A 26,557-nucleotide genomic window follows, 5' to 3' on the forward strand; every position below is an offset into this window, starting at 1 on the left:
GAGCGGTGGCGGGTACGCGACGGGACGACCGGGGCCGATCCGTCGGCGTGACGATACCCGTCCGGCTGGAGACGTGAGCACCGCCAACCGGGGCCACCGGACCGGTTCCTGGCACGGCTCCGGCCCGGTCCAGGTCAGTGGCGCCGGTCATACGAGTAGCCTCGGTGCCGTGTACCGGTTCCTGCTGAGCCCACGCTGGCTGGGCGCTCTCGCGCTGACCCTGGTTGCCGCCGCCGTCATGGTGTTCCTCGGCAACTGGCAGCTGGACCGCTACCGGGGGCGTACCGAGGTCAACGAGCGGATCGACGCGGGCCAGCGGATGGCCCCGACGCCTCTGGCCGACGCGCTGCGCGCTCCCAGCGGCGGCGCGGGCACGACAGGCCCGGCCCCCGCCGAGGACAAGGTCTGGACGCGGGTGACAGTCACCGGCCGGTACGACCCGACGAACACCGTGCTGGTCCGTGGTCGGACGGTGGACAGCCGGGTCGGCTTCGAGGTGCTCACCCCGCTGGTTCTCGCGGACGGCACGGCGCTGCTGGTGGACCGGGGCTGGATCCCACCAGCGCCGGGTGGGGCGACCGCCCAGCCGCAGGTGCCGGCCGTGCCGACCGGCGACGTGACAGTTGTCGGGCGCGTGCATGAGACCGAGAGCGGCGCCGGCGCGGTGGCGCGGCGCGACGGGCGGCTGGAGATCCGACGGATCGGGGTGTCACGCCTGGCCGGCGAACTGCCCTACCCGGTCTACGGCGCCTATCTGCTGCTGGACGAGCAGACCCCGGCGGCGGACCCGGTGTTCAAGGCGGTGCCCGTCGGGCACGCCAACAACTGGCAGAACTTCGGATACGTCGTGCAGTGGTGGCTCTTCGCGGTGATGGCCCTGTTCGGCTACGGCTGGGTGGCCCGCCGCGAGGCACGCCGCGCCGCCGGCCTCGGCACCACCCCGGCTCCGCTGGACCGGGCGGCCGAGCCAACACCGAGCGCGTCCGCCTGACCGGACCGGCCCGACCCGGTCCGTTCCGGTGACTCAACCGGACACTCGGGGGCACCGGGCACACCACGGCAGCCGGTAGTCTCCGCCGGGTGTTCACCTCACGTTGGGGGTCCCGATGAGCGTGGATCCCACAGCACCGCTGCCCGAGCCCGTTCCGGAGACCCGGGCGCACCCGCCGATCGACCCGTGGGCCGCCGAACCACCGACCGCGCCACTGCCGACGACGGCACCACCTGCCGCCGCGGCTTCCGGCCTACCGCCGACGACACCGTTCCCGGTCACGCCGGCACCAGCGCAGTTCTCCGGGCCTCCGGCACAGTTCTCGGCACCGCCCGCGGAGTTCTCCGCACCACCCGCGCCCTTCTCCGGGCCGCCATCCCAGCCGGCCGGGCCATGGGCACCACCCCAGCCGGCCGGGGCATGGGGATCGGCCCAGCCGGCCGGGGAGTGGCCGGCGGTCGGGCCGTACCCGCCGACCCCGATGGCGGTGCCCCCGGCCCTGGCCGGCTACGCCAGCGGGCCGGAGGTGGTCGCGGTGCAGATCGCCGAGATCGCGGTCAGCCCACCCGTCATCCGTACGCCGGCCGGGGTGCTGCCGCTGGCCGGGGCGACCTGGCACGTGGCCGACTACTGGCAGCGCGAGGAGAAGGTGGCCACCTGGGCGCTGATCTGCGCCATCGTCGGCTTCTTCTGCCTGTTCGTCTTGAGTTTGCTCTTCCTGCTGGTCAAGGAGACCCGGCACCACGGCACCGTGCAGGTGACGGTGACCAACGGCGGGCAGCAGTACGTGGCCCGGATTCCGGTCGCCGATCAGGCTCAGGTGGCGCACATCAACAACCAGGTGAACTACGCGAGGTCGCTGTCCAGCAGGTGACCCGGGCCGGTCAACCGGCGGGACGACCGGCGTGGATCGCGCGGACGGCGTCGATGGTGTCCGCCTCGGCGGCGGACTTGTCGTCGCGATACCGCACCACCCGGGCGAACCGCAGCGCCATCCCCCCGGGATAGCGGGAGCTGGTCTGCACCCCGTCGAAGGCGATCTCCACCACCTGCTCGGGCCGGACCCGGACCACCCAGTCGCCGCGCTCGACCGCGAGGTCGAGGAACCGCTCGGTCTGCCACCGCAGCAGCTCGTCGGTGAGCCCCTTGAACGTCTTGCCGAGCATGACGAAGTCGCCGGTGTGCGGGTCGCGCGCGCCCAGGTGCAGGTTGGACAGCCAACCCTTGCGCCGGCCACTGCCCCACTCGACGGCGAGCACCACCAGGTCGAGGGTGTGCCGGGGCTTGACCTTGACCCAGGCGGCACCGCGCCGGCCGGCGTCGTAGGGGGCGTCCGGTGCCTTGACCACCACGCCCTCCTGCCCGGCGTCCAGTGCGGCAGCGAACGCGGCGGCGGCCTGCTCGGGCCCGTCGACCTCCATCCGACCGACCAGCAGCGACGAGTCGACCGCGCCGGCGAGCGCGGCCCACCGCTCCCTGCCGGGCAGGTCGATCAGGTCCTCGCCGTCGAGGTGCAGCAGATCGAAGAAGTACGGAGTGAGCACTGTCGCGCCGGTGCTGGCGGCTGCCGCGAGCACCGCCGGGGCGACAGGAGTGCGGCCGGTGGTGCTGGGGGTGGTGCGTCGGGCGGCCCGACTGGAGGTCTGCTGGAACGGCAGCGGACGGCCCGTCTCGTCCAGGCCGATCGCCTCGCCGTCGAGCACCAACTCGCGGCCCGGCAGGGCCCGGACCGCGGCGACCACCTCGGGAACCCGGGCGGTGATCTCGTCGAGGCTGCGGGTGAAGACGGCGATGTCGGCGCCCGAGCGGTGCACCTGGATGCGGATGCCGTCGAGCTTCACGTCGACCACCGCCGGCGTGCCGGTCGCGGCGAGTGCCTCGTCGACCGAGGGGGCGCTCTGCGCCAGCATCGGTGCCAGCGGCCGGCCGACCTGAAGGCCGAACCCGGCCAACTCGGCGGCCCCGCCGGACAGCGCGGCCACCGCCACGGCACGCAGGTCACCGGCGAGCAGCAGGGCCCGTCGGACCGTCGCCACCGGCACCTCGGCGGCCCGGGCGACCGCGTCGGCGAGCAACCCCGCCTGGGCGCCCTGGCGCAGCTCGCCGCTGAACAGGCCGGTGAGCAGACGCTGCTCCTCGACGGTCGCCGCCGCGTAGAGCGCACCGAGCAGCGCCCGCCGTCGGGCCTGCGAACCCTTGCCCGCCACGGCGGCGATCTGCTCGATGGCCGCGTCCACGGACGCCACCGTCAACGTCGGCTCGGCGGCCGGTGGCGGCAGGTCACGCAGGCTCGCGTAGCCCACCCCGGTCTGTCGTTGGCGCAGCTCACCGGCCAGATAGCCGGCACCGGGCTCGACCTCGCCCGGGTCGAGCCGGCGCAACGCGTCAGCGAGCAGCTCCACCTTGGCTCGCCGGCCGCTGGTGGCGCTGACGGCAGCGGAGGTGGCTGCCAGGTCGAGGAACCGCACGCAGCTCATCCTGCCAGTCACCTCCGACACCGCCCGGGCATTGCCGTGCCCGGGCGGTGTCGGCAGGTTGCCGCCCACCAACGCGGACGACGATCAGGCGGAGACGGGCTCCTCGATGCGCAACCCCCGGGCACGGACCTCGCCAGCGACACGGGAGAGCACCGAGTCGAGGGCGACCAGTGCGGCGGAGAGCTCACCGAGCTGTTCGTTGAGCGTGTCCTCGGACCACGCGGAGACGTCGACATCCCCCAGCGCGCTGACAGCGGCCCCCAACCGGGCCATCACCTCGTTCGTACTCATGTACGAAAGGCTATAACAGCTGACCATCCGACACGCCGTAAAGTCGCAGATCAGGCCCGAAATCGCCGTTCCGTGACCTAACTACGCGCAGCGGCGACATTGCCGAGCAGCAACGCCTCGGCGAGGCAGACCTTGGCGAACTCACCCAGGTGCAGACTCTCGTTCGGGCCGTGCGCACGGGCGTGCGGGTCCTCCACACCGGTCACCAGGATCGCCGCATCCGGGAACATGTCCTGGAAGGTGGCGATGAACGGGATCGAACCGCCGATGCCGACGTCCACCGGGTCGGTGCCGTCCCAGGCAGCCCGGAAGGCCGACCGGGCGGCGTCGAACATCGGCCCGGACGCGTCGATCACGCACGGGTTGCCGTCGTGCTCCAGGCTGACTGTCACCTGGGCACCCCACGGAGCGTGCTTCTCCAGGTGCGCGCGAATCGCCGCGTACGCCCGCTTGGGGTCGTCGCCCGGAGCGAGACGGACGTTGAGCTTCGCCTTCGCGGCCGGGACCAGGGCGTTCGGCGCCTCGCTGGTGGACGGCGCGTCGATGCCGAGCACCGCCACCGCGGGCTTGGTCCAGAGCCGGTCGGTGATCCGGCCGGTGCCGATGAACTGGACGCCGTCGGCCAGCCCGGCCTCGTTCCGGATCCGGTCCTCGGGGTAGTCGACGGTGGCGCCCTCCCGGCCGACCAGCCCTTCCACCGCCACGTCGCCGGCGTCGTCGTGCAGTGTCGACAGCAGGCGGACCAGCGCGGTGAGCGCGTCCGGCACGGCACCACCGAACATGCCGCTGTGCACCGCGTGGTCCAGCGTGCGCACCTCGACGAAACAGTTGACGACGCCGCGCAGCGAGGTGGTCAACGCCGGTACGCCGATGTCCCAGTTGCCGGAGTCAGCGATCACGATGACGTCCGAGGTGATCTCGTCGCGGTGCTCGATCAGCAGCTGCTCCAGCGAGTCGGAGCCGTACTCCTCCTCGCCCTCGATGAAGAGCACCACACCGACCGGCAGCGCGTCCCCGTACGCCCGCAGCGCCGCGACGTGCGCCATGATGCCGGCCTTGTCGTCAGCCGCGCCCCGGGCGTAGAGCCGGCCGTCGCGCTCCACCGGCTCGAACGGGTCGGACTCCCACAGCGACCGGTCGCCGACCGGCTGCACGTCGTGGTGGGCGTAGAGCAGCACGGTGGGCGCACCGGGCGGGGCCGCCCGACGGCCGATCACCGCGGGCTGACCGCCGGAACGCACGATGTCGACGTCCAGGCCGCAGCCGCGCAGCAGTTCGGCGACCGCCTCGGCGGAACGTTCCACGTGTGAGTGGTCGAAGCCCTCGAAGGCGATGCCGGGGATGCGGACGAGACGTTCCAGGTCGGCGCGTACGCCGGGCATCTCCCGCTCGACGGCGGCCCGCACCTCGGACTCGGACATGATCGGTGAGGTCATGACCGGCATCGTATGCCGGCCTTACCCCGACGTGCTGGCCGAGCCCGCACCGTCACCGCCGCCCGCCGGCCCGGTGCCCGCCCGCGCGCCGGGTGCGGCCCGGCCGGCGCGCTGCGCGCGGCCGGCTGCCTCGGTGGCGGCGTCCATCCAGGAGCGGGCCCGACCGGCGGTGCCGCCGACCCACTCGCCGACGTCGCTGGCGCCGTCGCCGAGCCGGCGCAGCAACCCGACCAGCGGGTCGGTGGACCGGCTGAACTCCTCCCGGTACGACTCGGCAGCGGCCTTGATCTCCTCCGACACGCTGGTCGAGCTGTCGTCCTCGCGGCGCGGGTAGTCACCGGCCAGCACCCGCCCGTACGCCCCGGAGTCGATCCACTGGCGGAGCTGCGCCGCCCGGGCCACCGGGGCCGGATGGGTGCTCCACGCCGTCATCCTGATCTTGTGCAGGCTGTCGCGCAGGTCGCCGCCGCCGGCGTACTCGGCGGCCTGCTCCAGGAACGCGGCGGTGTCGATCTGGGACAGGTCACCGCCGCCCGCGAGCTTCATGAGCAGACGCAGCGCGGCGGCCGGGTCCTGCCCGGCGAGCAGACCGGCCCGGTCGGCGGACAGCTCGGCCTTGCGCCACCACTCCAGCATCGCCGCGATGATCGCCCGCAGCGCGATCGCTCCCACCGGCAACCAGCTCAGGTTGGCCGCCCACCGGGTGAGGATCATGAGCATCGTCTTGTAGACCGCGTGCCCACTGCCCACGTGCCCCAGCTCGTGGCCGAGCAGGCAGCGCAGCTCGTCCTCGTCGAGGTGCTGCACGCAGGCGGAGTTGAGCACGATGAACGGCCGTTCCAGGCCCACGGCCTCGGCGCCCAACCAGGGCGACTGGGTCACGTACAGCTCGGGCAGTTCCGCCACGTCGAGCGCCGCCGCGGCCTCGGCGTAGCGCTGCCACACCGCCGGGTACTGCCGGTGGTCGACCCGGATCCCCGAGGCGAGCACGGACAGCCGGAAACCACGCTCGTTCCACATGCCGAAGAACGACCGCACCACGTCGTCGAACCCGCGCAGCTCCCGCAGGGCGACCAGAGCGCCCCGGTCGGCCGGATGTTCCCAGGCCCGCGAGCTGATGCCGGTGAGTGTGATCCGGCGCCGCGCGGGCGTGTCCGTTGCCGACATGATGAGTCCCCCGATCGCCGCGCCCTGGGTGCTTCGCGTCGTGCCGTTGGCCGCCGTCCCGCCCAGTGCCCTGTCGGTGGCGGCCCTCTCGCATCGTGCCGTAGCCGCTGGCGGACGTCCATGCCCCCGCTCAACCGATGCGAAGGTAGTACCGGTCCGAGTCGTGCGGCAGCGTCGGCGCACCATCCACCAGCAGGTCCGCGTGGTTGGCCGTGTCGTCGGCCGCGAAGTGCGCCTGCTCACCGGCGTGCCAGCGACGCAGCTCGGGCAGGATCTCCGGCCCGTCCCGGGCGACCGCGCGCTCCCACCGCAACGAGGCAGGCGCGGTGACGAACACGGCCAGGGTCAGCTCCGGCCGGACGACCGCACGGGCCGCGGTGACCCCCTCCAACACCAGCACCGGCGCGGCCGGAACCGGAACCGGCCGCGGCAGGAAGCTCTGCCGCACCCAGCTGTAGCGCCGATAGGCGCCGGGCCTCTCCTCCCGCAGCGGACCGAGCACCCCCTCGTCGAGGCGGGGCCAGAAAGTGACCTGGTCGTCCCAACCGTCGAGCAGGTCGTCGGTGTGCACCACGGGCGGCCGGCCGCCGGGCAGCGCCGCCAGGGCATCCGCGAGGCGCGCGGCGAACCGGCTCTTGCCCGCGCCACTCGGCCCGTCGACCGCGACCAACCGGGTCCGCCCCAACCGCGCCGGGCCCGCGAGCGCCCGACAGGCCAGTTCGGCGTACGCCTCGACCACTGCCACCGACGACCTGCCAGTCCGACGACCGGCCGGTCCCCCGACGTCATCGGCCGTTCCGGTGATGTCCACGGCCCTCCGGTGCGGTGCCGGCCGTCCGGCCTCGGGGGTCAGCCCAGCCTCGCGGTGCGGTGCCGGCCGCCCGGCCTCGGGGCTCAGCGCAGCCTCGCGTGGTGCATGACCGAAAGTATGCCGCCGGCGCCGCTCGCCCGGGTGATCGACTCCGATTCATTGAAATCGCGGTATCCCGGTCGACCGGACACCACGATTTCCGCAAACCCGAGTGGATCACGCCGTATCAGCGGCCTGACCGGGCCGGCTGACACGTCCGACTGACCATCCCTGGCCGGCCGTCGTCACGTCCGGGGGAATTGGGGCGGCCACGGGTGACGGGCGGCCCGTTCGCCGCCCCGGGGTGCCACCGAATCGGCATCATCGGGTGGTGCTCCGAGATGTGATGAGCCCCGGTATCGACGCCCTGCTCGAACAGGCCCGTGCCGGGCTGCACCGACTGACTCCGCAGCAGACCGTCGAGGCGGTCCGCGGCGGTGCGCTGCTGGTCGACACCCGCACCGATCTGCAACGCCGCGAACAGGGCGACCTGCCGGGCGCGGTCGTCATCGACCGAACCGTGCTGGAATGGCGGCTCGATCCGGCCAGCGCATGGCGGATCCCGGAGGCCACCGGGTACGACCGGGAGATCGTGCTGGTGTGCCGGCAGGGCTACAGCTCCAGCCTGGCCGCCGCCAGTTTGCAGACCCTCGGGCTGCGTCGGGCCACCGACATGATCGGCGGCGTCGACGCCTGGCTCGCCGCCGGCCTGCCGACAACCGACCGCCCCGCCGACATCCGCCCCTAGTCCTCCCTCACCCCGCCCAGGTGCACCACCGGGCGCCGGCCGCGCACTGCGCACCAGCCGTACGGGCCCCGCCCCGCCCCGCCCCCGCCCCCGTCGATCATGGAGTTGTGGTGGGGGATGAAAGGGTTGTAGTCGGAGCACAACGGGCACCACAAGTGCATGATCGACCACGGCCAGCGAGTCCACGGCGGACGGAGGTGTGCCGGCGGTGGAGGCTGGGGGGGCTAGTTCTGAGGCGGCGTGGTGGCTGGTGGGGGGCCGGGCGGGATGAAGGGGAGGCCCGCCGGTGCCCCGGTTTCGATGAGACGCCAGAGGGCGTCGGTGTCCAGGTGTTCCTCGACGAGGTCACCGAGCAGATCGAGCGAGCGTTCCCGGGCGGCGGCGAAGCTGGTGGCCGGTGCGACCCGGAAGCCGGTACGGCCGGCCAGGCGAGCCGTCTCGGTTAGGAACCACCGGCGGAACCCGTCGGACTCGAACGCCCCGTGCCAGTGCGTGCCGTGCACCGCGCCGAGTACGGCTCCCTCGCCGACACCGTCGTCGCCGATCAGCAGCGGGGCCAGGGTGGGGTCGGTGTGCGAGACGTACCCGTGGTGGATCTCGTAGCCACGCACCGGAAGGCCACCGTGCGCGGTGCCCACCGACTGCCGGACGGTCTTGCGCGGATCGAACGTGATCTCGATGGGTAGCAGGCCCAGCCCCGGCACGCTGCCCTGCCGGCTCTCCACCGGGTCATGGATGGCGCGGCCGAGCATCTGGAAACCGCCGCAGAGGCCGAGCAGTGGCTTGCCGGCCGCCACGTGTGCGGCAACCGCGTCGGCGAGGCCCGTTTCGCGCAGCCAGGCGAGGTCGGCGACGGTGGACTTGGAGCCGGGGAGGACGACCAGGTCGGCGGCGGCCAGCTCGGCTGGTTCGATGGTGAGGCGTACGCGGACACCCGGCTCGGTGGCCAATGCCTCCACGTCGGTGGCATTGCTGATCCGGGGCAGGCGGACGACGGCCACGTCCAGCCATTCGGTGCCGTGCGGGGCGGCGGGGCGGCCGAGTACACGGCCGTAGGCGAGTGAGTCCTCCGCGTCGAGCCACAGGTCCAGTGCCCAGGGCAGCACCCCGTACGTGGGACGGCCGGTGACGTGACGCAGCATGTCCAGCCCCGGCTGGAGCAGCCCGAGGTCACCTCGGAACTTGTTGATCACGAAGCCGGCGATCAGGGCCTGGTCGGCGGGGTCGAGCAGCGCCACGGTGCCGAACATCGAGGCGAAGACGCCACCCCGGTCGATGTCGCCGACCACGATGGTGGGCAGGTTGGCGTGCCGGGCCAGCCCCATGTTGACGTAGTCACCAGCCCGCAGGTTGATCTCGGCAGGGCTCCCGGCACCCTCGCAGATCACCACGTCGTACGTCTCCCGCAGCTCGGCCAGCGCCGCGTACGCGGTCTCGGCGAGCCGGGGACGCAGGTGCCGGAAGGTGCCGGCGGTGATGGTGTCGACGGCCTCGCCGAGCAGCACCACCTGACTCGCCAGGTCACTGCCCGGCTTGAGCAGCACCGGGTTGAACCGCAGATCGGGCGCGAGCCCACAGGCTGCGGCCTGCATGGCCTGGGCTCGTCCGATCTCGCCGCCACGCCCGTCCGGTCCGACGACCACCGCGGAGTTGTTCGACATGTTCTGCGCCTTGTACGGCGCCACCTTCACGCCCTGCCGGTGCAGCCAGCGGCAGATCCCGGCGGTGAGCACGCTCTTGCCGGCGTCGGAGGTCGTGCCGGCGACCAGCAGCCCGCCGCTCACCGCCCACGCCCACCGGTCACGGCGGCCAGCCCGCGCCGGCCCACGGCGCTGACCAGACGGCCGAGGGTCACCGGGTATGCGGCCGCCAACCCCACGGCCGCCAACCCGACAGCGCCGGAGATCCGGGCGGCACGCTTCAGGTGCCGCGCCTCGGGGCGGGGGCCGTCGCCGAGGAACGGCCGCACCTCGGAGCGCCCGAAGTAGACGTTGCGGCCACCGAGGCGGACGCCGAGCGCGCCGGCCATGGCCGCCTCGCACTGGCCGGCGTTGGGGCTCGGGTGGTCGTTGCGGTCACGCCGCCACACCTGCCAGGCCCGCTGCCGATCCCCGTGGGCGACGGGCGCGACAGCGATGGTGAGCAGCCCGGTCAGCCGGGACGGCACCAGGTTGAGCACGTCGTCCAGCCGCGCGGCCGGGGTGCCGAACCGTGCGTAGCGCGCCGACCGGTGCCCGACCATCGCGTCGAGGGTGTTCGCCGCGCGGTAGCCCAGCAGCCCCGGCAGACCGGCGACCGCGCCCCAGACCAGCGGGGCGACGACCGCGTCGGACGTGTTCTCGGCGAGCGATTCGACAGTGGCGCGGGCCAACTCGGACTCGCCCAGCGTCGACGGGTCCCGTCCGCAGAGGTGACCGAGACGTTGACGGGCTGCGGGAAGATCACCGGCGCGCAGCGTCCGACCCATGACTGTGGCCTCGTGCCGCAGCGTGCGACCGCCCAGGACGGTCCACGTGCTGGCGGCCACGAGCACCGCCCGGGTCACCGGCCGGTGCCGGGTGGCCGCCGTGGCGACGGCCCCGAGCAGCACCGGCCCGCCCACGGCCAGCGCGGTGAACGCCACACCCGCCGTACGGTCCGGCCGGTAGAGGCGGCGCTCCAACGCTCCGGCGGCCTGACCGAAGCCGGCCACCGGGTGCCACCGGCGCGGGTCACCGAGCAGCCTGTCGAGCGCGTACCCGGCCAGCAGCCCCACCGCGTTCGCCACCGGCGCTGTCCGTCGCACCCGCACCACCCCCGGCCGGCCAGCCTAGACGAGCAACCCGTGAACCAGCCCGGCCCACGGTGCTTCACCAGTGAAAGACGCTTCGTGGGCCGCCAGGCGGGCCGGTCCTTCAGTTGTTGTCACGCGGGGTGACGACGCTGATCGCATCGCCACCCCGCCCCCGTCGTGCGGTTACGTCCGGTGCGGTGTTGCCGAAGCGCCGACCGACCAGCCGCCACCGAGCGGTGACGATCGGCCTGGCGCCCAACCGGCGCGGGATCGTCAGGCACCCTGCCCGCGAGGGCCGAACCGATGGGTCATGCCGGCTGCGGGACCCGGCCTCGGCCACGCCGTCCCCGACCGGACTGCGCGGGCTCCGGCTGACCCTCGTCCGGCACCGGCTCCAGCTCTTCGTCCAGGTCGGCGGTGTCCTCGTCCTCCTCGGGCGGGAGGGGCAGTTCGTCGTCGAGGTCGGGCAGGACGTCGACCGGCCCGATCCGCCCGCCACTCGGGACGAGACCACCATCCACCGGGCCGTCAGCGAACGGGCTGGTGCGCAGCGCGGCGTAGTCGGGCAGCTCGAAGTCATCGTCCAACGGGCGGTCGTCGGGCAGCACGGGCGCCTGCCCGGCCGGGACCGGCTCGGTGGGCTCGCCGTGCACGCGGCTCTCGGCCTCCGCGTCCTCCACCGTGCTGGTCGTGACACTGGGCCGGTTACGCAGGAACCGGGCCCGCCCTCGGGACAGGTCGTGGCCGACGGCGACCGCCTCCAACTCGTAGAGGGTGCGGTGGTTGCCGGCGTCGTCGGTCCAGTCGCGGGTGTAGAGCCGCCCGCAGACCACCACCGGATCGCCGACCATGACCGATGCCGCCACGCCCTCGGCGAGCTTGCGCCAGCAGTTGACGCGGACGCGCAGTGAGTTGCCGTCGACCCACCGGCCGCTGTCGCGGTCGAGCCGTCGGGCGGTCGAGGCGACCTTGAAGTTGGCCACCAGGGTGTTGCTCTGGGTGGTACGCCGCCACTCGGGCGTTGTCAGCACATTGCCGACGATTGTCACGTAGGTGTCGAACATCGTCCCTCCAGGGGATTGGGGCCTGCCAGCGCGAGTCGACTCGACAACGAGCCTCTGCGCTGAGGGCGGCCATCACCAGCGCCCCACCCCCGACCTGTGGACAACGAAGCCACCTGTGGACAACGCCCTGATCACGCCCTGATGTGGTACGCCCGACCCGCCCGACCCGCCCGACTCGACGTCGGCGGTTTCCGGGGCTGCCCGAACTGGGTATGCACTTGATCAACGCACCACCGACAGCTCCACGTCGACGAGAGGTCAGCGCCATGATGATCACCGAAATCGGCTCCGCAAACGTCTCCGAGGCGCAGCGATGAGCGCCGTGGCGAACCCGGCCACCGTTGCGGAGTGCCTGCGGGTGGGTGCCGGGTTCTCGCAGGGCGACCGCAACTGGATCGCCGAGCAGTTCGCCACCCTCGACGCCCGGTTGGCCAGTTTCCACGCCGACGCCACCGAGCTCGAGGTGTCGGTGAAGGACCGGGAGGCCCGCGGCCAGAAGGTCACCCTGGAGTGCTGGATCGCCGGCCGGCAGAAGATCGTCACCACCTCCGCCGAGGAGGACCTGCACGCCGCGCTCAACGACGTCCGCGACGACCTGCGCCGCCGGCTCAACGACGCCAAGACCCGCCAGGAGCCCCGGCACAACAAGCACCTGCGCGACGTCCCGCAGCCGCAGAGTGAGCTGGACTCCGCCGACGACCAGGAGCAGCTGCCCGCCGCCGACCCGAGCCGGGCCGACGCGGAAACGGTCTGACCCACGCCTCGTCCCCGCGATCCTGCACCTTCGGGGCCGCGCACGCAGCTCGCAGAGGCTGCGCCACGGCAACAGGAGCAGGATCGCGGGGCAGGCAAGGATCGCGGGGGCCAGCCAGAGCGCGGGCTACCGCTGGGTAGGTTCGCGGCGTAGCGTCGTGTCCGTGGAACCGGACGTGTTGGGGCCGCCGTACGAGCGGCAGACGATCAACCTGGGCACCGACGACGAGGGACCGGTCGTCGCGACTCTGGTCCGGCGGCGCGCCGAGCGCCCCACCGGGCGGGCCGTCCTCTACGTGCACGGCTTCGTCGACTACTTCTTCCAGACCCATCTGGCCGACTTCTTCGCCGAACGGGGCTGGGACTTCTACGCGCTCGACCTGCGCAAATACGGTCGCAGTCTGCTCCCGGGCCAGACCCCGAACTTCTGCCGCGACATCAGCGACTACTTTCCCGAGCTGGACGCCGCCGCCGAGATCATCCGCTCCGACGACGGGCACGACACCCTGCTGGCGATGGGCCACTCCACCGGCGGCCTGATCCTCTCGCTCTGGGCGGACGCCCGCCGCGAAACCGGCACCGTCGACGGCCTGGTGCTCAACAGCCCGTTCTTCGACCTGAACGCCCCCTGGGCGGTGCGCCGACCCCTCGCGGCCGCCGTCTCCCGCCTGGGCCGCAGGGCGCCGCACCGCATCCTGCCGTTCGGGCTGGGCACGGTGTACGGCGAGAGCATCCACTCCGACCACCGCGGCGAGTGGACCTATGACCTGGCGTGGAAGCCGCTGGCCGGGTTCCCGGTCCGGGCCGGCTGGCTGAACGCGATCCGCACTGGTCAACGCCGGCTGCGCGCCGGCCTGGACATCCAGGTGCCGGTGCTGCTGGCCTGCTCGACCCGCTCCTTCCGGGGCACCAGGTGGCACGACAACGCGACACTGGCCGACGCCGTGCTGGACGTCGAGCACATGGTCCGGTACGCGCCCCGCCTCGGCCGGCACGTCACCCTGGCCCGTTTCGACGGCGGGCTGCACGACCTCACGCTCTCCGGCCCGGCCGTCCGCAAGAAGGTCTTCGACGAGGTGGGCCGCTGGGCCGAGGCGTTCCTCGCCGCCGGCCCCACCGCCCCGGCCGGTCCGGTCACCGCCGACCCCGGGCCGAACGACGTGGCGCCGGCCGCCTCGGCTACCGCCGATCCCGCACCGGCCGACCCTGCGGCAGGCGGCGGGCCACCGAGCGTCAGGGCCTCCACCGGCACCGACTCGACCACCGGCGAGGCCAGGCTCCCGGAGAGCCGACGGTCCACGGCCGACACGGCAGGTGCCGCGCCGGCCGGCGGCTGACCAGTCGGGAGGGCGACGCGAGGCACGGGTGACGTCAGTGGGCGTGGCTCAGACGTCGCACCGGGCGTGGCTCAGACGGTGCCGCGGGGCTCAGATGTCGCCGGGCGTCGCCGGAAGGACGGCTCGGATCCGGTCGAAGGTCGCCACCGGGTGCTCGCCGACGCCGGGCAGCACCAGGCCAAGGCAGTACGGCGACAGCTGCCCGCTGGAGTCGAGCTGGACGACGAAGACCGGCGCGCCGACGTACCCCTGCGGCAGCTCCGTGGTGATCCGCACGGTGTCCCCGTCGCGGACCACCCGCTCGATCGCGACCTCCAGCGGACGCGACCCGTCTTCGCGTACCCCATGGGCCAGCACGAAAGCGGAACCGGCGTCGGCGCCGAGGCGGGCGACCACCTCGGGCCCGGCGGCGATCCCCGCAGGGACCGGCTGAACGCGCCACCGCCAGCCACCGTCACCGGCCAACCGGTGCAGGCCCGCGGTCGGCAGCACCGCGACCCCGTCGCCCGGAAAACGGGCCCAGCCGGGCACGATCCCGACCTCGGACACGGCGGCCGGGGCGACGCCGGCCGGCTCGGTGACGCTCGTCCGCAGCCCCAGCTCACCACCCGGCGTGCCGACCAGGTCGGCCGCCGTCAACAGCGACTCCCCCACCGGGTCGTCGCTGCCCTGGAAGAAGAACGCGGTGCCGTGGTGCTGGTCGTCGTCCGACGACCGGTACGGAAGGATGGCGCGACCGACGACCTGGCACAGCTCGTAGGCGACGTCGCTCTCGGCGTCGGAATCCAGCAACACCAGCCAAAGGTACGGTCCGAGGCCAGGTCGGTCCGCGGGAACCCGGATGCCCACCAGGCCGCTGACATGAGACCCTGCTCGACAACGTGGACGCGGGCACCCTTTTCGCCGCCGGGCAGCAGGACGGCGGTACCCTCTGGGCGCGACATCCACGTCACGCGCGCCCGTAGCTCAGCGGATAGAGCAGGGGACTTCTAATCCCAAGGCCGCAGGTTCGAATCCTGCCGGGCGCACCACAGTCGTCCCAGGTCAGCGACCTGCCTTTCCCGGTCGAGTCGATCACAACGGCCCCCGTACAGCCATTCATACAGCCGGTGGCGGTGGATCGGCCTTGTTCGTGACCCGGAATCGCGGTTGCCGACCCAGATCACTCCGTTACGGGCAGGCACTCGGCGAGCAGGTCGACGACGTCGCGCCAGGCTCGCTGCGCGTGCCGTGGGTGGTAGCCGACGCCGGGGACCGTGGGGTGGTCGACCGGCGGGTGGTGGAAGGCGTGCAAGGCGCCGCCGTAGACCACGAGGCGCCAGTCAACGCCCGCGGCCTGCATCTCGGCGGTGAACGCGTCCCGTTGCGCGGGCGGCATGATGGGGTCTTCCGACCCGACCCCGGCCCACACGGGGCAGCGAATGCGCGCCGCCTCGCCGGGTCGGCCCGTGATCAGTCCGTTGACTGTCCCGATCGCGCGCAGGTTGACGCCGTCGCGCCCAAGTTCCAGCCCGATGGCGCCGCCGGTGCCGTAGCCGACGGCGGCGATCCGGTCGGGGTCGGTCCGCGGTTCGGCGCGCAACACGTCGAGCGCCGCGTGGCCGATGCCCCGCATCCGGTCGGGGTCGGCGAGCAGCGGCATGCAACGGGCCAGCATCTCCTCGGGGTCGCCCAAATAGCGCCCGCCGTGAAGGTCGAAGGCCAGCGCCACGTACCCCAGCTCAGCCAGGGTGTCGGCTCGGCGGCGCTCGACGTCGCTGAGCCCCGTGCCCTCTGGTCCGAGCAGCACCGCGGGCCGGCGGTCGACACCGGCCGGGAGCGCGAGGTGCCCGACCATCGTCAAACCGTCGGCCGGATACTCGACCGTACGCGTTGTAACCGTCCTCATGAGACTGGACTGTAGCGACCGTCGAGCCCGGTCGGACCGGTCTTAGCCGCTGGCAGAACAATGCTGTGCCTGGCATCTGCCGCGGGCAGGCCAGCATCGCTCCGGCGTCAGCTCCGCTGCGCTGATAGCGTCGGGATGTGTCGATGTTCCGCACTCCTCAGGTGATCCTCTTCTCTGAGGACGTTCTGCGCGCGGCCGAGTTCTACGCCGGTCTCGGCTTCACCGAGACCTTCCGGGTGCCAGTCGAGGGCGAGCCGATCCACATCGATCTCGTGCTCGACGGCTACAAGATCGGCATCGCCTCGGTGGCCTCCACCCGCGACGATCACGGGCTCGACCCGGTGACCCAGGGCCAGCGGGCCGCGGTGATCCTCTGGACCGACGACACCGCCGCCGCGTACGCCGCACTCACGGCGAGCGGCGCCCCCGCACTGGCTGCACCGCACCGGTGGCTCGATCGCCTGCTGATCGCCTGGACGGCCGACCCGGACGGCAACCCGATTCAGATCGTCCAGCAGCTCTGAGCTGGGCGGCACCGGACCGAGACCCTTCCGCAGACGACGAACGGTCCCTGCCCTGGTGGGAGGGACCGTGTGCGGTCGGCGTCACTTGTGCGGGAGGCCGCAGCGTGGGGTGTGTTCAGCCCTGCTGGTAGCGCTCGTTGCGTCGAAGGGCCTCTTCTAGCTGGTCCTCAAGAATGATGATCCGGCAGGCCGAGACGATGTCGGTGCCCTGGTCGCACATCTCCCGGGCTCGTGCGGCAAGGCGGAGCTGGTAGCGGGAGTAGCGGCGGTGTCCGCCGCTGGAGCGCTGCGGGTCGAAAAGTTTGGCGTCACCGAGCCGACGGAGGAAGTCCTGCGAGCAGCCGATGATCTCGGCGGCGCGGCCCATGGTGTACGCGGGGTAGTCCTCGTCGTCAAGCATGTCGTCGGATTGGGTCATGAAACCTCCATCACGAGGGCCCCGGTGCTCGGAAGCACCGGGGCCCAAGGGTTGTGGGTCAGGAACACCATCTGCCGACTGAACGTCGGCTTGTCTTGTCCACACCGGCCGTCAATGACGGCATCGGGTGCGAGGATCGCGTATGCGTGACCGGAGACCACCTTTCGTTCGATGGATACTGCGGTGTCCGCGCCCAGCCCATGTCCACGGGTGGCAGCGGGCGATCCAACGGTGTTACGCCCTCCCTTGCCTCTGATTTCCTCTGTCGTTCGTCGTGCTGTCCGTCGGTGTCCGAGCCCCACGCGACTTCATGGCCCTGACACGTGCGACGAACCCTGCTTGCCTCGGGTGAAGCCCTGAACGAGCCTCGGCCTCACCCGCAACTTCTGAGCAGGCCTGCGAATTTCCTGGCCCGACTCCTTCGCCCTCGGTTGGGGCGGTCACGTCAGCGTCTTTACTTGCTCCGTCTTCGACATCAGGAACGTTAGCTCATGCCCGGAAGAAAATCTAGCTCTTCGCACAGAGATTTTCTCTGCCGACGTGAGCAGTCCCGTCGGCCGTGCAGATCAAGACGCCGCCAGCGGGTCGGGCAGGCGCTGCGCGGCCGGCAGAAACACCCGGCGGCTGTCTACGGGCCAGCCGACCTACCGCGTTAACAGGGCGTGACGTTCGAGGAGTACGCGTTCGCTCGCACATCGGCGCTGATCCGGCTCGCCCGACTGCTGACCGATGACGAGCACCGAGCCGAGGACCTGGTTCAGAAGGACGGCCTGCTGGTCCTCGGCGGGTACCGGCCGGCTCACGACCTGGACCGCCCGGACACCTGGGACACCACTGCGGCCGTGGAGTGTCACCCGAACAGGTTGGCTGGCGGCAGAAGTCGCCCCTCCTTGGCGTGGGAGTAGTCGCGGGCCTCGGTCACCAGGCCCGCGTCGTCGAAGCGCAACAGGGTGCAGCCGGAGATGGTGAACGGCCGGTCGTTCGGGTAAGCGACCGCCCAGTATTCGACGCTCGCCGTGTCGCCGTCGACCTGCGGGTCGCCAAACCAGACCTCGGCCGGGCGGGTCTCCTCGTCGAAGCACTCCCGCAGGTACGCACGAAGCCCCACACGCCCCCGGTACGGGCGGAACATCGACGCCCAGTGATCGCCGTCCTCGGCTTGCAGCCCGGCGATGCCGTCGACGTCCTTGGCGGGCCATCCGTGCGCCCACACGGTCGCCCACCGCTTGGCCGCGTCCCGAATCTCCACGCTCGACCCCCTCACGACAATGCTTGTGCTCCTTCTACCAGCGACCTCCGACATGGCGAGCGTGCAACTCGTCCGGGCGCACGGATCGGCGGTTCTCAGCCGCGTTCGCCGTCGAGGAGCAGAGGCTCCACGCCGGTGATCCGCAACACGCGCAGGGTGACTCCGCTGGCGCCTCGGACCGAGAAGCGAGACCCGACCTGTTCCGCCCGGTCGCGCGCCAGCAGGAGGACGTGCACACCGGCGGCGCTGAAGAACCCGACGCCGCTCAGGTCGCAACAGACCTCGGGATGGCTGTCGACCGCGTTGAACAGTGCCGTCGCCAGGCGCGGGGCGGTATCCATGTCGACGTAACCCATCGGGGCGACGACCATCCGGTCGGCGGAGATGGTCGCGGACAGGTCGGTGGGCTCGGTGAAGCGAGCCACGTGGAACGACAACTCGGAGGACTCCACCTCAGGGGCCGCCTGGCGGATGGCGAGCGTCGCTGGTGTGACCAGCCCTCGGCTGACTGCCAGCGGGGACCGATCGAAGTGGGTCTGGAGGAGCCAGGAAGGCTCAGTCATAGGGGCTCACGCCTCCTGTCGAGATTCGTAACAGGAAGGGCGCGTGTCTTGACCCGAACCCAACGGTAATAGGAACAGCCGCCGACCGCCAGTCAACTCGTGCGTTCTTGCCGAGCCCAGCCGGCAGTACGCTGGCGGGCCGCCCCAGCGCTCCGTAGCCGAACGCTCACGGTTGGTGGGCTGCGTCACCACGATCGCGTTTGAGGCTCGACGGTCGGGCGGCCCTTTCGACCAGCGCGGCGGCGACGTCCCGCAGTTTGCGGTTGGAGTCCTGGGAGACCTTCGCGAGGACGGCGAACGCCTCGTCCGGGGTGCAGCGGCGTTCGCCCATGATGATGCCCTTCGCCTGCTCGATGACCGCTCGACTCTGCATGGCCGACTGCATCTGGGCGGCCAGGGTGGCGGTGGTGTCGTACAGGTGGGCGTTGGCAAGGGCGACGGCGGCGTACCCGGCGAATGTCTGTGCGAGGGTGACCGCGTCGTCGTCGAAGGCGCCCGGTTTGACGCCGTAGATGTTCAGTGCCCCGAGCACGGTCTCCTGGATCGGGAACCCGATCGACAGTGAGCTGAGCGCTCCGCCCTCCACGGCTTGGGCCGCCCACTGCGGCCAACGAACCTCTTCGGACATGTCCGGGACGGACACTACGGCGGCCTCTTTCGCCGCCTCCAGACACGGGCCCTGCTCATACTCGTACTGCAGTTCGTCGAGTCGTAGCGCCATCTCGCCGCTGAACGCGGCGGTGTGCGCCCCCTCCTGCTTCAGCAAGGTCACCGACACCTCTTCCGCGCCGGGAATCGTTCGGCGTGCCAGCTCGGAGACCTGGCTCAACACTCCGGACAGGTCGGTCTCGCCAAATTTGATCTGGCCGAGTTCGGAGATCGCCGCATTGGGATCAATGGGCTGCTGTGCCATGACGTCAAAGGTCCTCGTGCCCGGGGCGCGTACCAGTTGCAGGAAGGCGACGGCAGCGCGCGTGGTGATGGCGCACCGCGAACACGGGGCGCCGCACAGGCTCGCCAACCGAGCCCGGCGCCCGCTGCTGGACGCTGACTGGCCGACGCACAGGCGTCGGCTGCGGCAACAACTATACGACGCCGCTCGGAGGGGTTCAGAACGTGCAGCCGGATCGGGCCCAGCGCGCGGTCCGAGACGGCCGGCCCTGTTCCGTCGCACCTACTGCCTGCGAGGCGACGGTCGGGCAAGCAGGTCCCCAGCACTCGTTTGACCTCTGTGGTGACTGGGCATCGTGGCCCAGAAGCGTGAGTGCGACGCCCGGCCCGGGATGTCTCGATCGCACCTCGGAGTGTGCGAGCCGGGTCTCGACCTCACCCGACAGCGGCTGCGGGAGGCACCGATGCCAGCAGGATCAAGCCCCAAGAGGGAGCGGCAGTACGAGCACATCAAGGAGAGCGCGCAGGAGCGGGGCGCCTCCGCCGGCCGGGCCAAGGAGATCGCGGCCCGTACGGTGAACAAGGAACGGGCCCGCTCGGGTGAGGCGCGCACGTCGAGCCGGTCGTCGCGCAACGACGTGTCGTCCGGGCACCGCGGCGGTAAGCGCTCCCACAGTGGCGCCAAGGGTCGCACCAAGGAGCAGCTCTACAACGAGGCGAAGCAGCGCGGCATCAAGGGGCGCTCGTCGATGTCGAAGGCGGAGCTGGAGCGCGCCCTGTCGAAGTAGCGAGCCTTCCGCGTGAGCGGTGCCGACGCCCCTCGGCGCCCGGCACCGCGCGCCGCGGTCAGCTCATCGTGGCCAGCAGGTCCCGACAGGCCCGCTCGCAGGCCCGGCAGGCGTCCGCACAGATCCGGCAGTGCTCGTGCATGTCGGCGTGCCGGGCACACTCGTCACCGCACGACTTGCACGCCGTGGCGCACGCCTCCAGGAGGCTCCGGCTGAGGTTCGCGTCGTAGCCGGTGTGCCGGGACAGCACTCGGGCCGTGGTGGCGCAGATGTCCGCGCAGTCCAGGTTTGTCCGAATGCATTTGGTCAGGTCGGCAACCATGTCCTCGCTGAGGCAGGCGTCCGCGCAGGCGGTGCACGCCTGGGCGCAGTCGTTGAGGGCGTCGATCGCCGCCGCCAGCTTCGCCCGGTCCAAGTTGATCGACTTCGGGTACGTCTCCAGCATCGGCATCGTGGTGCTCGACATCGGGGAATCCTCTCGTCGGGTTCCCTCGGCCCTACCCGAAGTCTCGCCCGGCACACGTCCGGGCACGGCCGGATGGTCGTCAGGCCCGGGACGGGCCGGCGGCCCGGTCGACCAGAGCCTGGGCCACGTCACGGACCTTGCGGTTGGAATCCTGCGAAACCTTCGCCAGAATCGCGAACGCCTCGGCGGGGCCGCAGCGCCGCTCGGCCATGATGATGCCCTTGGCCTGCTCGATGACCGCCCGGTTGGCCATCGCCTCGCGCATCTGCCGGGCGAGGGTCGCGGTGCTGTCGTAGAGCTGGGCGTTGGACAGGGCAACCGCGCCGTACGCGGCGAACGTCTCCAGCACCGTCACCGTCTCGTCGTCGAAGGCCTCGGGCGTGTGCGCGTAGACGTTGAGCGCTCCGACGACAGCCTCCTGGATCGGCAGGCCGATCGACACCGAACTGCCCAGGCCCTGCTTCCGCCCGCGGTCTGCCCACTCGGGCCACCGGTCCTCGGTGGAGAGATCGGGGACGGACAGGACGTCGCCGCTGGCAGCGGCGTCCAGGCACGGGCCCCGGCCCTGGGCGTACTGCCGCTCGTCCATCTCCCGGGCCACCTCGCTGGTGAAGGCAGCCGTATGCCCGACCCCACCACGAATCAACGTGACCGACACCTCCACCGGCATGGGCAGGACGCGTTTCGCGAGCTCGGCGACCCGTTGAAGGACCTCGTCGAGGTCGACTTCGGAGAGCTTGATGCTCCCGAGTTCGGCGAATGCGCTGGCAGTGTCCGACGGCAGATGGGGCAAGGGCACCAGATCCTCGGGGCCGGCGCGCCTGCCCGGCAGCGGAGCCAAGGGGCGCGCGGATGGCAGCACGCGCTTAGGCGGGCTGCTGCACAGACCCACTGGGGCAGACCTGGGACCCACGCCGATCTCTTGACGCCGGGTCGCCCCGCCTCATTCAGGGGCACGGGCTACAGACTTTTCACTCTACTCCCCTGCCGTAAGACGTGCAGCGACGACGTTTTGCGTGGACGAGGGCGGCCCGTGTGGCGCCGAGCGGGCTCAGATGGGCCCCAGCAGGTCGGCCAGCGCTTCGTCGCCCTGGCCGAGCTGCGCTCCACCGGTCGGTGGCGCGACCAGGAAGCGTCGGCAGCCGTCGAGTTCGACGTACCGGTCGGGTCCGGCGGCGCCGTCCAACGGGCGCAGCACCGCGAAGCGCGACGCCGGGGTCTGACAGTCGGCCACCGCCCGGCGGTTGGCCAGACCACGCAGCACGCCCGTCTGACGCTCGGCCGGCAGCGGCCCGCCGTACACGAAATCGCCCGCCGGCTTGCCGCCACCCTGTTGCGTCGCGGGCACCTGGTAGACGCAGAGGCGCAGCGGCCCGGCGGCCGGCGACGTGGCCGGCGCGGGCGGGCCGGGGCGGCCGTTGCTGGTCTCCACCCACACCATGTCCGCCCACCGTTGCGGGCATCCGGCGGCCTCGGCCGCCGGGGATTCAATCTGCCCGACGGTACGGGTGTCCACAGTGGTCCAGGACAACCCGGCGAGCGCGTTGCTCACCTCGGCGCGCGGCCTGCCGCAGACGTTTGTCGGCAGGTACGGCCGCAGCCAGCGCCCCCGGTCGTCGAGCAGGGCCAACCAGGGTGGGATGACCATGTCGGCGGTGCAGGCGATCTCCCCCTCGGCCTGCTCGTTGGACAGGCGCAGTGCGGCGAGCAGTGGTGCGATCTCCTCGGCGCGTCGCTCCGTGGCGGTCTGGTCCTGGCCTCCATTGACGCCCGGCCGGATCTCCCGCCCGCAGAGCACGGCGGCGACCGGGGTGAACGCGGAGTCGATGCGCCCGATCTTCGGCTCGGGCGCGGTCGGTGTCGGCGTCGCTGTGTCCGGCACCGACAACACCGCACCGGCCTGTGGTGCCGCCGTGGCGCAGGAGGTCCACGAGTCGACGATCTGCGCCGGGCCGGGCTCCTCGGCCATGCCCGGCCCGCTGGTCGTGCCACCGCAGCCACCCAGCGCCATGCCGAGCAGTGCGAACACCAGTACGGTCCGGGACGAGCGCATCCGGCTCACCACCCCTCCACCCGAGGATGGGACGGCCCACGGCCGCACCCGGTTCCCGCCAGGGCGCCTGACGAACGCGAGTGGTTCACGCGCGAGCCGCGACACGCGCCGCTGCGACGGCGCGCTGCGGCGTGATCCGGGCGATCGGCGGGGACGCCGCCAACCGGGTGCGACGTGCCCGGCGGCATGATGACCGGGTGGCACATCTGGGACTCGTCGCGCTGGTGGTCAGGGAGTACGACGAGGCGATCGACTTCTACGTCGGCGACCTCGGTTTCAAGTTGGTGGAGGACACCGCCCGACCCGACGGTTCGCGATGGGTGGTGGTCCGACCGGCGGGCGCCCGGGAGACGGCGTTGTTGCTGGCCAGGGCGAGCACCGCCGAGCAGCGGGCTCGGGTTGGCGACCAGACCGGCGGCCGGGTCGGGTTGTTCCTCTACACGGAGGACTTCGCCCGGGACCACGCCCGGATGGTGGCCGCCGGGGTGCGCTTCCTGGAGGAACCACGCCACGAGGCGTACGGCTCTGTCGCGGTCTTCGCCGATCTCTACGGCAACCGGTGGGACCTGCTCCAACCCCGCAGCGCAGAGTGACGCATTAGCGACACTCTGCGCACAACGGGGTCAACGTTCGACACCAGCCATGCTATTGTCCGATGTCGATCTCTACCGCACGGACCCGGACCGGGTCGTTGTCGGAAGGACACTTCCCGATGCCGGCCGTTGCCAGCCCGCCCGTGCCGCCGCCCACGCTGGACAATCCGGCCGGCGGCGCATTCGGCCTCATCTTCACCACACTGCCGGCGCTGCTGCGGCTGACCTGCGGGTTGGTCGGCGCGTCGGTGGCCCTGTCGGTGCAGACCCCGCCGGTCGAGCCAGCCGTGTTGCTGCCCGGCGTCGCCGCGCTGACCGGCTGGTCGCTCTGGTACGCGCACCGCGCGTTGCGCCACGGGATCACACCGGGCCTGGTCGCCGGTGACGTCGCGGTCACCGCGGTGGCCTGCCTGCTCATCCCCGTCATGGTGGCACCCGGGGTCCTGCCCGGTGAGGGCAGTTGGATCGCCGTGCTGGCCAGCACCACGGTGATCAACACCCAGGCCACCGCGCCGGCGCGCTGGTCTATCCCGGCCGGCCTGCTCGTCGTCGCCACCTATGTGACAGGCGCGCAGGCCGCCGGCAACCCCACCGAGGCTCGGGCGCACGCGGCCACCCTGTTGGTGCAGACCGCCTGCACGGCGATGATGACGGCGGTGATGCGTCGACGGCTCGGCCGTGCGGACCGCGCCTTCGTCGAGCATCAACGGTTGACCCGGGAGGCGTTGGTCGCACGCACCGCCCGCGAGGCGGAACGCCAGCAGAATCGCGACCTGCACGACACGGTGCTCGGCACCCTGACCATGGTCGGGCTGGGCGCGGTGTCCGGGCCCTCGACCGCCTTCCGCGACCGGTGCGCCGCCGACCTGCGTACTCTCGTCGCGCACACCGACGTCGGCCCGGTGGCCGGTGACGGCCCGGTGCCGCTGGACGGGCGGTTGCGGTTGGTGGCGGCCCGCCTGCCCGAGCTTCCGGCGCACCTTGACCTGGAGTCCTGTGCGGTCCCGTCCGGGGTTGCCGACGCCATCGGCGAGAGCGCCTACGCGGCGATGTCCAACGTGGTCCGTCACGCCCCGGGCGCGCGGGCCACGCTGCGGCTGAAACGGGACGCGATCGGCGTCGTGGTCGAGGTCGTCGACGACGGCCCCGGCTTCGACCCGGCCACCGTCCCACCCCACCGGTACGGGTTACGCGAGTCGATCGGCGGCCGGATGGCGGCGGTCGGCGGTCGGGCCGACGTGCACTCGGCACCCGGCACCGGCACCCGGATCCGACTGGAGTGGCCTGGTGTCGGCTGACCTCGGCGCGCCAGCGCACACCATCGGCGCACCGCAGGCACCGGACCGGGCCAGCGTGCCGGCCCCCCGGGAGCCGGTCTCCGCCGAGGGGCTCGCCGCGCCGGCGGCCGTCGCGCAGGCCTCCGACCGGGGTGCCCGGATCGCCGCCGTCGCCATCGCTCTGGCCTGGCACGTCGCGATCGGGCTGCCTGCGGTGTGGGCCGCCCGCGCGGAGTTCGCCGCGCCGGTGGTGGTGCTCGGCGCGTGGGCACTGGTCGCGGTGACCGGCGCGGTGGCCGGGATACGGCTGCTGCGCGGCTCACCGCTGCCGCCGTGGCCGTTGGCCGCGCTGCTGCTCGCCGTCGACGCGGCCGTCTTCGCAGCGGTCGGCGAGCGGCAGTTGTTCGCCGCCGCCAACTGGGTGTGGGGCACGCTCGGCTGGTTCTTCGTGCTGGCCCTGTGGGGTCGGCGGGTCGTGGGGCTGATCGCGCTGCTGACCACGCACGCGTTGATCGCGCTGGTCGCCGTGCTCGGGCACGGTCCCGACCCGGTCGACGTGGCCCGCTACGTGATGTACGTCTACGGCACGTTCTCGCTGCCGGTGGCGGTGTTCGTGGGCAGCACGACGATCGTCTCGCTGGCGCGGGAACGCGCCGCCGTCTCGGCCGCCGGCCATACTATGGCGGCGGAGCGCGACGCCGCGGAGCGTGGCCTCCGCGACCGTCGGGACCGGCTCGCCCTGGTCAGCTCGGCGGCCGGGCGGGTGCTCGGGGAGTTGGCCGCCGGTCAGGCCGACCCCAACGACCCGGAGGTGCAGCGCCGCAGCGTGCTGGCCGCCGGCCGGCTGCGCCGCCTGATCGCCGAGTCGGACGACGTGCCCGACCCACTGCTGCACGAGTTGCGGGCCGCCGCCGACCTGGCGGAACGCAACGGCCTACCGATCGACCTGGTCACCATCGGGACCCCGCCACCGCTGCCGGTGGAGATCCGACGCCGGCTGGCCGACCCGCTCACCGGCACCCTCGCCGACGCCGAGGGCTGGGCCCGGCTGACAGTGGTCTCCGGCCCGGACGAGGTGGTGGTCAGCCTGGTCACGCCGGACCGGGAGGGGCCGGAGGCGACCGGCCCGCCACCCGGGGAGTACGACGACGGGCAGGTGCAGCACCTCTACGAACGGGACGGGAACATCAGATGGGCGCAGACCCGGTGGCAGCGATGACCGGCGAACGGCCGATCGGTGTGGCGATCGTCGACGACCATCCCGTCGTGGTCGAGGGGGTCCGCGCCTGGCTCGCCACCGAGCCGCGGCTGACCGTGCTGGCCACCGGCGACGACCCGGACGAGGTGCTGCGGGTGGCGCCGCACGCCGACGTCGTCCTGCTCGACCTGAGGCTGCACGGGCGGATGGCGTTGGACAAGTTGGCCGAGCTGAGCACCGCCGGGCGTCGGGTGGTGGTCTATTCGGAGCACACCGACCCGCAGACCATGCTCGCCGCGCTGGACGCCGGGGCGGTGGCGTTCCTGGCCAAGCACGAGGGGCGGGAGCACTGCGTGGCGACCGTGCTGGCCGCCGCGAGCGACCGCCCGTACGTGCCGCCGGCGCTGGCCGGAGCCATGGTCGGCGACCCGCGACCGGACCGGCCGATGCTGTCCGACAAGGAACGTGAGGCGCTGCTGCTCTGGTTCCAGTCGATGTCCAAGGCGTCGGTGGCGCGCCGGATGCGGATCAGCGAGCACACGGTGAAGCAGTACGTCGACCGTGCTCGGATCAAGTACACCCGGGCGGGGCGGCCGGCCGCCACAAAGGCGGCATTACTCGCCCGCGCGATCGAGGACGGCCTCGTCCGCCCGGAGGAGATCGGCATCTACCGGTCACACGCGGCGCACGACCGGCCGACCCCCTAACAGGCGTCATGACAGCGGCCGGCCGATCCGACAGGCTTCACCACACAGCCAGCTG

The 26,557-nt window shown here is 72.1% G+C and carries 27 protein-coding genes, 1 tRNA gene and 1 pseudogene; 12 read left to right on the top strand and 17 right to left on the bottom strand.

The features are described 5' to 3' along the window. Nucleotides 1–169 precede the first annotated feature (169 nt). Together FBZ33_RS24750 and FBZ33_RS24755 are read left to right on the top strand one after the other, a co-directional pair. On the top strand, nt 170–991 hold the full coding sequence (locus FBZ33_RS24750; protein ID WP_141910853.1) for an SURF1 family protein: 822 nt from the start codon (nt 170–172) through the stop codon (nt 989–991). Between the two features lie 115 nt (nt 992–1,106). Next, on the top strand, nt 1,107–1,865 hold the full coding sequence (locus FBZ33_RS24755) for a hypothetical protein (RefSeq protein WP_141910854.1): 759 nt from the start codon (nt 1,107–1,109) through the stop codon (nt 1,863–1,865). A gap of 10 nt (nt 1,866–1,875) precedes the next feature. Here FBZ33_RS24755 and FBZ33_RS24760 read toward each other — a convergent pair whose 3' ends face one another. The 5 genes from FBZ33_RS24760 to FBZ33_RS24780 form a co-directional block, all read right to left on the bottom strand. Next, entirely contained in the window at nt 1,876–3,468 is a 1,593-nt protein-coding gene (locus FBZ33_RS24760) for an ATP-dependent DNA ligase (protein WP_255509039.1), read from the bottom strand. An 84-nt stretch (nt 3,469–3,552) separates the two neighbouring features. Further along, on the bottom strand, nt 3,553–3,759 hold the full coding sequence (locus tag FBZ33_RS24765) for a hypothetical protein (RefSeq protein WP_030333429.1): 207 nt from the start codon (nt 3,757–3,759) through the stop codon (nt 3,553–3,555). Between the two features lie 77 nt (nt 3,760–3,836). Next, nucleotides 3,837–5,180, bottom strand: a complete 1,344-nt coding sequence (locus tag FBZ33_RS24770) for a dipeptidase (protein ID WP_185755522.1) — start codon at nt 5,178–5,180, stop codon at nt 3,837–3,839. A gap of 36 nt (nt 5,181–5,216) precedes the next feature. Beyond that, the gene (locus tag FBZ33_RS24775) at nt 5,217–6,362 is read right to left on the bottom strand and encodes a M48 family metallopeptidase (RefSeq protein WP_141910857.1); all 1,146 of its coding nucleotides are present in this window, start codon (nt 6,360–6,362) and stop codon (nt 5,217–5,219) included. 130 nt (nt 6,363–6,492) lie between these two features. Further along, complete coding sequence (locus FBZ33_RS24780; RefSeq protein WP_370453103.1) at nt 6,493–7,167, bottom strand: uridine kinase; 675 nt, start codon at nt 7,165–7,167, stop codon at nt 6,493–6,495. Between the two features lie 391 nt (nt 7,168–7,558). Between FBZ33_RS24780 and FBZ33_RS24785 the strand changes: the two genes are divergently transcribed. Further along, nucleotides 7,559–7,960: a rhodanese-like domain-containing protein gene (locus FBZ33_RS24785; RefSeq protein WP_088949799.1), complete on the top strand. Its 402-nt coding sequence runs from the start codon at nt 7,559–7,561 to the stop codon at nt 7,958–7,960. Between the two features lie 224 nt (nt 7,961–8,184). Here the strand turns inward: FBZ33_RS24785 and FBZ33_RS24790 are convergent, their stop codons facing one another. The 3 genes from FBZ33_RS24790 to FBZ33_RS24800 all read right to left on the bottom strand — a co-directional run bounded on the left by FBZ33_RS24790 (nt 8,185) and on the right by FBZ33_RS24800 (nt 11,797). Continuing rightward, nucleotides 8,185–9,744 (bottom strand): cobyric acid synthase, encoded by a 1,560-nt coding sequence (locus tag FBZ33_RS24790; protein ID WP_141910859.1) that lies wholly within the window; start codon nt 9,742–9,744, stop codon nt 8,185–8,187. Then, nucleotides 9,741–10,745, bottom strand: coding sequence for a cobalamin biosynthesis protein (locus FBZ33_RS24795; RefSeq protein WP_141910860.1), 1,005 nt, complete (start codon nt 10,743–10,745; stop codon nt 9,741–9,743). Before FBZ33_RS24795 ends, FBZ33_RS24790 begins: the two co-directional genes overlap by 4 nt. Before the next feature lie 296 nt (nt 10,746–11,041). Next, nucleotides 11,042–11,797, bottom strand: coding sequence for a single-stranded DNA-binding protein (locus FBZ33_RS24800; RefSeq protein ID WP_141910861.1), 756 nt, complete (start codon nt 11,795–11,797; stop codon nt 11,042–11,044). Nucleotides 11,798–12,110: 313 nt separating this feature from the next. Here FBZ33_RS24800 and FBZ33_RS24805 point away from each other — a divergent pair, with 313 nt between their 5' ends. Together FBZ33_RS24805 and FBZ33_RS24810 are read left to right on the top strand one after the other, a co-directional pair. Continuing rightward, nucleotides 12,111–12,551 carry an HPF/RaiA family ribosome-associated protein gene (locus FBZ33_RS24805; protein WP_141910862.1) on the top strand — a complete coding sequence of 147 codons (441 nt, stop codon included), beginning with the start codon at nt 12,111–12,113 and terminating at the stop codon, nt 12,549–12,551. Nucleotides 12,552–12,714: 163 nt separating this feature from the next. Further along, nucleotides 12,715–13,746 (top strand): annotated as a pseudogene (locus FBZ33_RS24810) (alpha/beta hydrolase); the annotation flags it as partial. A gap of 231 nt (nt 13,747–13,977) precedes the next feature. On the opposite strand, the gene FBZ33_RS24815 reads toward FBZ33_RS24810, so the two are convergent. Continuing rightward, nucleotides 13,978–14,682 carry a hypothetical protein gene (locus FBZ33_RS24815; RefSeq protein ID WP_141910863.1) on the bottom strand — a complete coding sequence of 235 codons (705 nt, stop codon included), beginning with the start codon at nt 14,680–14,682 and terminating at the stop codon, nt 13,978–13,980. Between the two features lie 160 nt (nt 14,683–14,842). On the opposite strand from FBZ33_RS24815, the gene FBZ33_RS24820 reads away from it, so the two are divergent. Beyond that, nucleotides 14,843–14,918 (top strand) — tRNA-Arg (locus tag FBZ33_RS24820). Between the two features lie 131 nt (nt 14,919–15,049). On the opposite strand, the gene FBZ33_RS24825 is transcribed toward FBZ33_RS24820, so the two are convergent. Beyond that, nucleotides 15,050–15,775 carry a dienelactone hydrolase family protein gene (locus tag FBZ33_RS24825; protein ID WP_141910864.1) on the bottom strand — a complete coding sequence of 242 codons (726 nt, stop codon included), beginning with the start codon at nt 15,773–15,775 and terminating at the stop codon, nt 15,050–15,052. Nucleotides 15,776–15,918: 143 nt separating this feature from the next. Between FBZ33_RS24825 and FBZ33_RS24830 the strand changes: the two genes are divergently transcribed. Continuing rightward, nucleotides 15,919–16,299: a VOC family protein gene (locus FBZ33_RS24830; RefSeq protein ID WP_221629507.1), complete on the top strand. Its 381-nt coding sequence runs from the start codon at nt 15,919–15,921 to the stop codon at nt 16,297–16,299. A gap of 115 nt (nt 16,300–16,414) precedes the next feature. Here FBZ33_RS24830 and FBZ33_RS24835 read toward each other — a convergent pair whose 3' ends face one another. From FBZ33_RS24835 to FBZ33_RS24855, 4 genes are all read right to left on the bottom strand, one after another. Further along, nucleotides 16,415–16,717: a MerR family transcriptional regulator gene (locus FBZ33_RS24835; RefSeq protein WP_088949805.1), complete on the bottom strand. Its 303-nt coding sequence runs from the start codon at nt 16,715–16,717 to the stop codon at nt 16,415–16,417. An 850-nt stretch (nt 16,718–17,567) separates the two neighbouring features. Beyond that, nucleotides 17,568–17,966, bottom strand: coding sequence for a nuclear transport factor 2 family protein (locus FBZ33_RS24845; RefSeq protein ID WP_185755403.1), 399 nt, complete (start codon nt 17,964–17,966; stop codon nt 17,568–17,570). A gap of 95 nt (nt 17,967–18,061) precedes the next feature. After that, nucleotides 18,062–18,529 (bottom strand): STAS domain-containing protein, encoded by a 468-nt coding sequence (locus tag FBZ33_RS24850; RefSeq protein WP_141910867.1) that lies wholly within the window; start codon nt 18,527–18,529, stop codon nt 18,062–18,064. Nucleotides 18,530–18,695: 166 nt separating this feature from the next. Next, complete coding sequence (locus tag FBZ33_RS24855; protein WP_141910868.1) at nt 18,696–19,442, bottom strand: GAF and ANTAR domain-containing protein; 747 nt, start codon at nt 19,440–19,442, stop codon at nt 18,696–18,698. A gap of 442 nt (nt 19,443–19,884) precedes the next feature. Here FBZ33_RS24855 and FBZ33_RS24860 point away from each other — a divergent pair, with 442 nt between their 5' ends. Continuing rightward, complete coding sequence (locus FBZ33_RS24860) at nt 19,885–20,208, top strand: plasmid stabilization protein (protein ID WP_088951974.1); 324 nt, start codon at nt 19,885–19,887, stop codon at nt 20,206–20,208. A 58-nt stretch (nt 20,209–20,266) separates the two neighbouring features. Here FBZ33_RS24860 and FBZ33_RS24865 read toward each other — a convergent pair whose 3' ends face one another. From FBZ33_RS24865 to FBZ33_RS24875, 3 genes are all read right to left on the bottom strand, one after another. Next, entirely contained in the window at nt 20,267–20,674 is a 408-nt protein-coding gene (locus FBZ33_RS24865) for a four-helix bundle copper-binding protein (protein WP_141910869.1), read from the bottom strand. A gap of 79 nt (nt 20,675–20,753) precedes the next feature. After that, nucleotides 20,754–21,467: a GAF and ANTAR domain-containing protein gene (locus tag FBZ33_RS24870; protein WP_141912934.1), complete on the bottom strand. Its 714-nt coding sequence runs from the start codon at nt 21,465–21,467 to the stop codon at nt 20,754–20,756. A gap of 258 nt (nt 21,468–21,725) precedes the next feature. After that, nucleotides 21,726–22,727, bottom strand: a complete 1,002-nt coding sequence (locus FBZ33_RS24875) for a hypothetical protein (protein WP_141910870.1) — start codon at nt 22,725–22,727, stop codon at nt 21,726–21,728. Nucleotides 22,728–22,924: 197 nt separating this feature from the next. Between FBZ33_RS24875 and FBZ33_RS24880 the strand changes: the two genes are divergently transcribed. The 4 genes from FBZ33_RS24880 to FBZ33_RS24895 all read left to right on the top strand — a co-directional run bounded on the left by FBZ33_RS24880 (nt 22,925) and on the right by FBZ33_RS24895 (nt 26,502). After that, nucleotides 22,925–23,320, top strand: a complete 396-nt coding sequence (locus tag FBZ33_RS24880; RefSeq protein ID WP_141910871.1) for a VOC family protein — start codon at nt 22,925–22,927, stop codon at nt 23,318–23,320. Between the two features lie 119 nt (nt 23,321–23,439). Next, on the top strand, nt 23,440–24,618 hold the full coding sequence (locus FBZ33_RS24885) for a sensor histidine kinase (protein WP_141910872.1): 1,179 nt from the start codon (nt 23,440–23,442) through the stop codon (nt 24,616–24,618). 22 nt (nt 24,619–24,640) lie between these two features. Then, nucleotides 24,641–25,816, top strand: a complete 1,176-nt coding sequence (locus tag FBZ33_RS24890; protein WP_370453104.1) for a hypothetical protein — start codon at nt 24,641–24,643, stop codon at nt 25,814–25,816. Then, nucleotides 25,789–26,502 carry a response regulator transcription factor gene (locus FBZ33_RS24895; RefSeq protein WP_141910873.1) on the top strand — a complete coding sequence of 238 codons (714 nt, stop codon included), beginning with the start codon at nt 25,789–25,791 and terminating at the stop codon, nt 26,500–26,502. The genes FBZ33_RS24890 and FBZ33_RS24895 overlap by 28 nt, the downstream gene beginning before the upstream one ends. Nucleotides 26,503–26,557 lie beyond the last annotated feature (55 nt).

Source organism: Micromonospora sp. A202 (genome assembly GCF_006715105.1).
Taxonomy (GTDB): domain Bacteria; phylum Actinomycetota; class Actinomycetes; order Mycobacteriales; family Micromonosporaceae; genus Micromonospora; species Micromonospora zamorensis.

Bases quoted from the DNA above. Each gene is read 5' to 3' on its own strand.
- FBZ33_RS24755 (WP_141910854.1), top strand. From the start codon at position 1,107: ATGAGCGTGGATCCCACAGCACCGCTGCCCGAGCCCGTTCCGGAGACC.
- FBZ33_RS24760 (WP_255509039.1), bottom strand. From the start codon at position 3,468: ATGAGCTGCGTGCGGTTCCTCGACCTGGCAGCCACCTCCGCTGCCGTC.
- FBZ33_RS24765 (WP_030333429.1), bottom strand. From the start codon at position 3,759: ATGAGTACGAACGAGGTGATGGCCCGGTTGGGGGCCGCTGTCAGCGCG.
- FBZ33_RS24770 (WP_185755522.1), bottom strand. From the start codon at position 5,180: ATGTCCGAGTCCGAGGTGCGGGCCGCCGTCGAGCGGGAGATGCCCGGC.
- FBZ33_RS24775 (WP_141910857.1), bottom strand. From the start codon at position 6,362: ATGTCGGCAACGGACACGCCCGCGCGGCGCCGGATCACACTCACCGGC.
- FBZ33_RS24785 (WP_088949799.1), top strand. From the start codon at position 7,559: ATGAGCCCCGGTATCGACGCCCTGCTCGAACAGGCCCGTGCCGGGCTG.
- FBZ33_RS24800 (WP_141910861.1), bottom strand. From the start codon at position 11,797: ATGTTCGACACCTACGTGACAATCGTCGGCAATGTGCTGACAACGCCC.
- FBZ33_RS24805 (WP_141910862.1), top strand. From the start codon at position 12,111: ATGAGCGCCGTGGCGAACCCGGCCACCGTTGCGGAGTGCCTGCGGGTG.
- FBZ33_RS24825 (WP_141910864.1), bottom strand. From the start codon at position 15,775: ATGAGGACGGTTACAACGCGTACGGTCGAGTATCCGGCCGACGGTTTG.
- FBZ33_RS24830 (WP_221629507.1), top strand. From the start codon at position 15,919: ATGTTCCGCACTCCTCAGGTGATCCTCTTCTCTGAGGACGTTCTGCGC.
- FBZ33_RS24835 (WP_088949805.1), bottom strand. From the start codon at position 16,717: ATGACCCAATCCGACGACATGCTTGACGACGAGGACTACCCCGCGTAC.
- FBZ33_RS24850 (WP_141910867.1), bottom strand. From the start codon at position 18,529: ATGACTGAGCCTTCCTGGCTCCTCCAGACCCACTTCGATCGGTCCCCG.
- FBZ33_RS24855 (WP_141910868.1), bottom strand. From the start codon at position 19,442: ATGGCACAGCAGCCCATTGATCCCAATGCGGCGATCTCCGAACTCGGC.
- FBZ33_RS24860 (WP_088951974.1), top strand. From the start codon at position 19,885: ATGCCAGCAGGATCAAGCCCCAAGAGGGAGCGGCAGTACGAGCACATC.
- FBZ33_RS24865 (WP_141910869.1), bottom strand. From the start codon at position 20,674: ATGTCGAGCACCACGATGCCGATGCTGGAGACGTACCCGAAGTCGATC.
- FBZ33_RS24875 (WP_141910870.1), bottom strand. From the start codon at position 22,727: ATGCGCTCGTCCCGGACCGTACTGGTGTTCGCACTGCTCGGCATGGCG.
- FBZ33_RS24885 (WP_141910872.1), top strand. From the start codon at position 23,440: ATGCCGGCCGTTGCCAGCCCGCCCGTGCCGCCGCCCACGCTGGACAAT.
- FBZ33_RS24895 (WP_141910873.1), top strand. From the start codon at position 25,789: ATGGGCGCAGACCCGGTGGCAGCGATGACCGGCGAACGGCCGATCGGT.